This window comes from Acetatifactor sp. (assembly GCF_982438285.1).
Genome location: NZ_CEWDFQ010000136.1, coordinates 1 through 7,696 on the forward strand (window position 1 = coordinate 1; position 7,696 = coordinate 7,696).

8 protein-coding genes and 1 pseudogene are annotated in these 7,696 nt (G+C 42.5%); 8 read left to right on the forward strand and 1 reads right to left on the reverse strand.

The features are described 5' to 3' along the window. Positions 1-302 precede the first annotated feature (302 nt). The 8 genes from rpmH (at position 303) to rsmG (ending at position 7,311) form a co-directional block, all read left to right on the forward strand. The gene (rpmH, locus tag AC1WIP_RS08255) at positions 303-437 is read left to right on the forward strand and encodes a 50S ribosomal protein L34 (RefSeq protein WP_318705102.1); all 135 of its coding nucleotides are present in this window, start codon (positions 303-305) and stop codon (positions 435-437) included. A gap of 52 nt (positions 438-489) precedes the next feature. Further along, a complete protein-coding gene (rnpA, locus tag AC1WIP_RS08260; RefSeq protein ID WP_318705103.1) occupies positions 490-852 on the forward strand; it encodes a ribonuclease P protein component in 363 nt (120 codons plus the stop codon). Between the two features lie 8 nt (positions 853-860). Continuing rightward, a complete protein-coding gene (yidD, locus tag AC1WIP_RS08265) occupies positions 861-1,070 on the forward strand; it encodes a membrane protein insertion efficiency factor YidD (RefSeq protein WP_318705104.1) in 210 nt (69 codons plus the stop codon). A gap of 27 nt (positions 1,071-1,097) precedes the next feature. Further along, a complete protein-coding gene (locus AC1WIP_RS08270) occupies positions 1,098-2,444 on the forward strand; it encodes a YidC/Oxa1 family membrane protein insertase (protein ID WP_481141398.1) in 1,347 nt (448 codons plus the stop codon). Positions 2,445-2,460: 16 nt separating this feature from the next. Further along, positions 2,461-3,096: an RNA-binding cell elongation regulator Jag/EloR gene (jag, locus tag AC1WIP_RS08275; protein ID WP_318705106.1), complete on the forward strand. Its 636-nt coding sequence runs from the start codon at positions 2,461-2,463 to the stop codon at positions 3,094-3,096. Between the two features lie 89 nt (positions 3,097-3,185). After that, complete coding sequence (mnmE, locus tag AC1WIP_RS08280; protein WP_481141401.1) at positions 3,186-4,589, forward strand: tRNA uridine-5-carboxymethylaminomethyl(34) synthesis GTPase MnmE; 1,404 nt, start codon at positions 3,186-3,188, stop codon at positions 4,587-4,589. A 32-nt stretch (positions 4,590-4,621) separates the two neighbouring features. Further along, the gene (gene mnmG / locus AC1WIP_RS08285; protein WP_481141399.1) at positions 4,622-6,568 is read left to right on the forward strand and encodes a tRNA uridine-5-carboxymethylaminomethyl(34) synthesis enzyme MnmG; all 1,947 of its coding nucleotides are present in this window, start codon (positions 4,622-4,624) and stop codon (positions 6,566-6,568) included. Beyond that, on the forward strand, positions 6,565-7,311 hold the full coding sequence (rsmG, locus tag AC1WIP_RS08290; RefSeq protein WP_481141400.1) for a 16S rRNA (guanine(527)-N(7))-methyltransferase RsmG: 747 nt from the start codon (positions 6,565-6,567) through the stop codon (positions 7,309-7,311). The genes mnmG and rsmG overlap by 4 nt, the downstream gene beginning before the upstream one ends. Here rsmG and AC1WIP_RS08295 read toward each other — a convergent pair. Beyond that, positions 7,312-7,696, reverse strand: a pseudogene (locus AC1WIP_RS08295) (alpha/beta hydrolase); the annotation flags it as partial. It lies immediately after the preceding gene.

The following is a 7,696-nucleotide window of genomic DNA, read 5'->3' on the forward strand; positions in this document are numbered from 1 at the left end:
GCTTTTGCAGAATAAAATGAAAATTATCCACAAATAATCAACAGGCTGTGTATAACTTTAAGTGAATAAAATTATGTGTATATCTATGTGGATAATGTGAAAAAAATTTTTTTTGACTGGATGGAATCCTCTTACTTGTTGATTTTTCTTGATTTTTCAGTATTTTCCCTTGACACGGACTTGATTTTTTTATACAATCAATATGCTATTTTCCTGACGGCAGGCATGAAAAGAGATGCCTGTTACTGAAAAAATTGAGTTTACCTTTTTAGATAAGGTGTAAGAGAAGGAGGTGCCTTTCCATGAAGATGACATATCAGCCGAAGAAGCGTTCCCGTTCTAAGGTACACGGTTTCAGAGCCAGAATGAGTACTCCTGGCGGAAGAAGAGTTTTAGCAGCAAGACGCGCAAAAGGAAGAAAGAAATTATCCGCATAGGTCACAGAAATGTGGCCTTTTTTTCTCTTCATTGAGAAAACAGGAGTGTATCATGAAATTCTCTGAGTCTTTGAAAAAGAACCACCAGTTCCAATTCGTTTATAAAAACGGCAGATCTTATGCCAATAAATATTTGATTATGTATGTAAAGGAAAATGGCTTTTCGAAAAACAGAGTTGGAATCAGTGTGAGCAAGAAGGTTGGAAACAGTGTTGTAAGACATCGTGTTACAAGACTGGTGAGAGAAAGCTACCGATTACATGAAAGTATATTCAATAGTGGTTTGGATATTGTAATCATCGCAAGAAAAAGTGCCGCTTCCGCAGGATATGAAGAGGTGGAAAGTGCGCTGCTGCATCTTGGAAAACTGCATCAAATTATAAAAGTTTATTTTTATTTTGATGAAAGAGTTTGATAAAGAATATGAAAAAACTATTGATTGCAGGCATCAGATTTTATCAAAGATATATATCGCCTTTGAAAAGCACAAAGTGTCCTTATGTTCCCACCTGTTCTCAGTATGGGCTGGAAGCCATTCAAAAATACGGTGCTTTCAAGGGAACGCTGTTAGCTGTGTGGAGGATTTTAAGATGTAATCCCTTTTCAAAGGGCGGTTATGACCCTGTGCCTTAATCTGGTCCGGCAATGCTAGGAGGATAAATGAACATATTTTTCTTAACCCAGAACACCACTCCCATTATAGGTCAGGTGGCGTGGGTGCTTGGTAAAATCATGGAAGCAATTTTTACGGTCATTGATTTTATCGGGATTCCCAATATTGGTTTAGCCATCATTTTGTTTACTATTGTAGTAAACCTTTTGATGATGCCACTCACAATTAAGCAGCAGAAATTTTCCAAGCTTTCTGCAAAGATGAATCCTGAAATACAGGCGATTCAGGCGAAGTATAAGAATAAAAAGGATAATGAGTCTACCATGGCTCAGAATCAGGAAATTCAAGCGGTGTATGCAAAGTATGGTGTTTCTCCTACCGGAAGCTGTCTGTATCTTTTGATTCAGATGCCTATCTTGTTTGCATTATACCGAGTGATCTATGCAATTCCTGCCTATGTTACGAAGATAGGAGATACCTTTCGTGTGCTTGCGGATAAGATTATATCTGTGGATAACGGCAGCTTTCTCCAAAATTCCGGTGTGGACAGCATTGCAAGCACTGTATCCATGTATGGGACAAACATGACGGACGGCAATCTGCAGAACGGCATTATAGACGTTCTCAATAAGCTTTCCTCCTCGGATATGTCTATTATTTCTAATCATTATGGATTGGCTTCCCTGACCTATGAGGGAGAGCTTATATTAAGCAATGAGACCACAAGAGGACTGCTGGATACCTATAATAATTTTCTTGGCCTGAATATAGGAGATTCTCCCTGGCATTTGATTACGGAGGCATTTGCAAACGGAGCCTGGCTGGTGGTGATCGGAGCTCTGGCAATTCCTGTTCTTTCCGCCGTGACACAGTGGGTGAACGTAAAGCTGATGCCGCAGCAGACTCCTTCAGACAACAAAAATGATCAAGCTTCCACTATGGCTTCTTCTATGAAAACCATGAATATGATTATGCCGATTATGTCTGCCTGGTTCTGCTTTACCCTTCCCTCCGGTATGGGACTTTACTGGGTGGCCGGAAGCGTGGTCAGAAGCATTCAGCAGGTGGTCATCAACAGGCATATCGACAAGATGGATTTTGATGAAATTATTCAGAAAAATTCTGCAAAGAGTGCGAAAAAGCTGGAGAAGATGAAGGAAAACCAGGAAAAGCTCAATGCCTATGCCAATATGAATACCAGAAATATTCAAAAGAAGGCAAATATTTCTTCCGGAATGACAGAGGAGGAAAAGGAAGAGGCCATGAGGAAGGCCACAGAGTATTATAACAGCGGCGCAGCAAAGCCGGGAAGCATGATGGCCAAGGCAAACATGGTGAGACAGTACAACGAGAAGAATAACAAAAGCAGCAAGGAAAATACGGACAAAAAATAATGGGAGGGTTTCGTATATGGAATATATTGAAGTATCTGCCAAAACAGTAAGTGACGCAATCACAGAAGCTTGTCAGAGACTTGAGGTTACCAGTGATAAGCTTGATTATCAGGTTGTGGATGAGGGATCAAGCGGATTTTTGGGAATCGGCTCCAGACCTGCTGTGATCAGGGCCGCAGCAAAGTGTTCCGTTACGGATAACGCTAAAAATTTTCTGAATCAGGTTTTCGATGCCATGAATATGACGGTTGCTGTTCAGATCGAATATGATGAAGAAAATCATTTTATGAATATTGATTTAAGCGGAGATGAGATGGGGGTCTTAATTGGAAAAAGAGGACAGACTCTGGATTCTCTGCAGTATCTGGTGTCCCTGGTGGTCAATAAGGATGCGGAAAGCTATATTAAGGTAAAGGTTGACACAGAAAATTACAGGCAGAGAAGAAAGGAAACCTTGGAAAATCTTGCAAAGAATATTGCATATAAGGTAAAGAGGACAAAGAGGCCGGTTTCGCTGGAGCCTATGAATCCTTATGAGAGACGTGTGATTCATTCGGCGCTGCAGAATGATAAATATGTGACCACCCACAGCGAAGGGGAGGAGCCCTTTAGAAGAGTGGTTGTCACATTAAAAAGAAAAGAGAATTTATAAGAAAAAAGACCGGATATATGACAGGATTCGTATATCCGGTCTTTTCAGAAGGCTTTCGGGATGTTTTTGATTTTGAAAGGGATATCATAATGAATACGGATACCATAGCGGCCATTGCCACGGCCCTTTCAGATTCCGGCATTGGGATCGTCCGCATCAGCGGAGAAAACGCAATTGCAGTGGGAGATGCTGTTTTTCGAACGAAAAAGGGAGAAAAAAGGCTAAGAAGCGTTAAAAGCCACACTATACATTACGGGTTTATTGTAGATGAGCAGGAAAATATTGTGGATGAGGTAATGGCGGCAGTGATGCTGTCTCCCCATACCTATACCAGGGAGGATACGGTGGAAATCAACTGCCACGGGGGAGTCCTTGTGATGCAGAAAATTCTGGAGACGGTTCTTAAAAATGGAGCCAGAATGGCCCAGCCGGGAGAATTTACAAAAAGAGCTTTTTTGAATGGCAGAATCGATCTTTCCAAGGCGGAGGCCGTGATGGATTTGATTCATGCCCAGAATGAGTATGCTCTTTCCTCATCGATCAATCAGCTGAGGGGAGAGCTTTCACAGCAGGTAAAGAAGCTTAGAGCTGATATTTTATATGAAATTGCTTTTATTGAATCGGCTTTGGATGATCCGGAGCACATCAGTCTGGAGGGCTATCCGGGGAGACTTTTGGAAAAGGTGAATTCTCTGTGCGAAGAGATAGAAAAGCTTATTTCCACCGCAGATAACGGAAAGAGAATAAAGGAGGGAATTTTCACCGTAATTGTGGGAAAACCAAATGCGGGAAAGTCTTCTTTGATGAATCTTCTCACTGGGGAAGAAAAAGCCATTGTCACGGAGATTGCGGGCACTACCAGGGATGTGCTGGAGGAGTATATCAGTCTTCATGGGATTGGATTTCATGTAATAGACACTGCGGGAATTCGGGATACCCAGGATACTGTGGAAAAGATAGGTGTGGAAAAGGCAAAAAAATACGCTTCAGATGCGGATTTGATTGTGTATATGGTGGATGTATCTGTGGAGCTGGATGAAAGCGACAGAGAAATTATTTCCCTGATTGGAGAAAAGAATGCTGTTATTTTATTGAATAAGAGTGATTTGAAAAATATTGTGACAGAAGAAAAGCTGAATGCCTTGATAGAGGAGGTGCTTCCAGGGCATAAAAGGATACCTATGATAAAAACCTCTACCCTTGAAAAAACGGGAATCGATTTATTTGAAAATACAGTGCGGGATATGTTTTTCCAAGGGGATATTCAGAGCAATCATCAGATTGTGATTACGAATCTGCGCCATAAGGCGGCTTTGCAGGAGGCCTGTGAAAACCTTTATCTGGTGAGAAAAAGTATTTTAGAGGGAATGCCCGAGGATTTTTATTCCATTGATTTGATGAGCGCTTATGCTTCTCTTGGAACCATTATAGGCGAAGAGGTGGGAGAGGATTTGATTGAGGAAATCTTTTCTAAGTTTTGTATGGGAAAGTAAAGTGACAGGACAGTATGGGAGTGAAATGTGCAATGAGTGAAGTACGTAAGAAGGCGGATGTATGTGTGGTGGGCGCCGGCCATGCAGGCTGTGAGGCAGCCTTGGCCTGTGCCAGACTGGGACTTAAAACGGTTATTTTTACGGTCAGTGTGGACAGTATTGCCTTGATGCCCTGTAATCCCAATATCGGCGGCACCTCGAAGGGGCATCTTGTGAGAGAGCTGGACGCCTTGGGAGGAGAGATGGGGAAAAATATAGATAAGACCTTTATTCAATCTAAGATGCTGAATGTCTCAAAGGGTCCGGCCGTTCACTCCCTGCGTGCCCAGGCTGATAAGGCGGAGTATTCCAGAGCCATGAGAATGGTGTTGGAAAATCAAAAAAATCTCTGGATTCGCCAGGCGGAGGTTTGTGAGCTTTTGTGGGAAGATGAAGAAATCGGCGAGGATGCCTCTTCCTCTTTTCAAAAGAAAATTACGGGCGTAAAGACTTTTACGGGAACCATTTATGAGTGTAAGGCTGTGATTCTCTGTACGGGAACTTATCTGCGGGCCAGATGTCTGTGCGGAGAGGCCATAACCTATACAGGGCCAAATGGACTCCAGGCGGCAAATCATTTGACGGATTCCCTGAAAAAAATGGGAATTGTAATGAGGCGGTTTAAGACAGGGACTCCTGCCAGAATGGACAGGCGAAGCATTGATTTTTCCAAGATGGAGGAGCAGTTGGGGGATGAAAGGATTATTCCCTTTTCCTTTTCCACGGATCCGGAAGCCATACAGAAGGAGCAGGTTTCCTGTTATTTGACCTATACCAATGAAAGAACCCACGAGATCATCAGAAATAATTTGGACCGTTCCCCTATTTATGCGGGAATTATAGAGGGTACAGGACCAAGGTATTGTCCCTCTATTGAGGATAAGGTGGTAAAATTTGCAGAGAAGGAAAGGCATCAGGTTTTTATAGAGCCTGAGGGACTTTCTACCAATGAAATGTATGTGGGAGGCATGTCTTCTTCTCTTCCGGAGGATGTACAGCTTGCCATGTATCGGACAGTGCCCGGGCTGGAGCATTGTGAGATGGTGAGAAACGCTTATGCCATTGAGTATGACTGTATTGATGCAAAGCAGCTTTATCCTACGCTGGAATTTAAAGATATCAAGGGACTTTTCAGCGGCGGACAGTTTAATGGAAGCAGCGGTTATGAGGAGGCTGCCTGTCAGGGTTTGGTGGCCGGCATAAATGCTGCTATGGAACTTCTGGGAAGAGAACCCTTTATTTTTGACCGTTCCGAAAGCTATATCGGAGTCTTGATCGATGATCTGGTCACGAAGGATAACAGGGAACCCTATCGGATGATGACCTCAAGGGCGGAATATCGTCTGCTTCTGCGTCAGGATAATGCGGATCTGCGCCTTAGGGAAAAGGGATACCAGGCTGGCCTGGTTTCAAAGGAACAGATGGATGCACTCCTTCGGAAAAAAGAGCTGATAGAGAAGGAGATGGAGCGTTTGAAGCATACTATTGTGGGGGCAAATAAAGAGATACAGCTCTTTTTGGAAGCTCACGGAAGCTCTCCTTTAAAAACTGCGGCTTCTTTGGCAGAATTAATGTGCAGGCCTGAATTGAGCTATGAAAAGCTGGCTGAAATTGACAAGGAGAGAACCCTGTTTTCCATGGAGCTTACCGGAAAGCCCTCTCTTCCTGCCCAGGTCATTGAACAGGTTGAGATTGAGATCAAATATGAGGGCTATATTGTCCGCCAAAAACGTCAGGTAGAGCAGTATAAAAAGATGGAGAAAAAGAAGATACCGGAGGGACTGGATTATGATCAGGTGCCGTCCCTTCGTCTGGAGGCAAGGCAGAAGCTGAAGGAATTTAAGCCTGTGTCTGTGGGGCAGGCTTCCCGGATTTCAGGGGTGTCTCCTGCGGATATTTCTGTACTTCTTGTTTTTTTGGAGCATTATAACAAAGCATGAAGTTTTGGAGGATCGCTTTGAATAAAGAATATAATACGGTGCAGTTTGAAAAAGATTTAAAAGAATTTGGCATAGAGCTTTCAGAAAAGCAAAGGGAACAGTTTCTTTTTTATTATGAAATGCTGTTTGAAAAAAATAAGGTGATGAATCTTACGGCCATTACGGACTATGATGAGGTGATGAAAAAGCATTTTGTTGACAGCGTCTCTTTGGTTCGTGCCTTTGACATGAAGAGAAGGATTTCAGTCGTTGATGTGGGAACGGGAGCGGGTTTTCCGGGACTTGCTTTGAAGATTGTGTTTCCTGATTTAAGGGTGACCCTTGTAGATTCCTTAAATAAAAGAGTACTATTTTTAAAGGAAGTAATTGACAAACTGGGTTTGAAGGAAGTTACGGCGCTGCATGGAAGGGCTGAGGATCTGGCAAGGCAGAAAGAGCTGAGAGAACGATTTGATCTGTGTGTTTCCAGAGCTGTTGCAAATCTTTCTACTCTTTCAGAATACTGCCTTCCTTTTGTGAAGGTGGGCGGCAGCTTTGTTTCTTATAAATCTGAGAAAATTTCTGAAGAGCTTCCTCTTGCAGAAAATGCCATACAGGTTTTAGGGGGAAAAATCAAGGATCAGGTTTCCTTTTATCTCCCAGATTCTGATATTTACAGAAATCTGTTTGTTGTGGAAAAAATAAAGCAGACTCCAAAAAAATTTCCCAGGAAGGCAGGAATTCCTGGGAAAGAACCTTTGTAATTATGAATTTAAAAATAACTGAATGGCAGATAGTGTTTCCTCGGGCCGTTCCAGATGGGGGAGCTGCTTTGTTTTTTCGATAAAAGTGGTTTCAATTGCGCCGTTGTAATACACGTAATTGTCGATGATGGTATCAATGTCTGCTTTTTCCTTTCCGGAAATGAGATAAATGCTGTTATTGATTTCCTTTAAGGCGTGCAGGATGTTGATGTTTGTGTATCTTCCCACATAGCTGGCATAGGAATGCTTAGAGTGGTAATCTGTGGTGTGGGCGGCTTCCATATAAGAGAGGATATCCTTTTCTTCTATTTTATATGGGTTGTAAAAGTAACTTTCTTCAAATAATTTTTGAAAAGCCGTTCTTCCTGTCTGCATATTGTAGAGA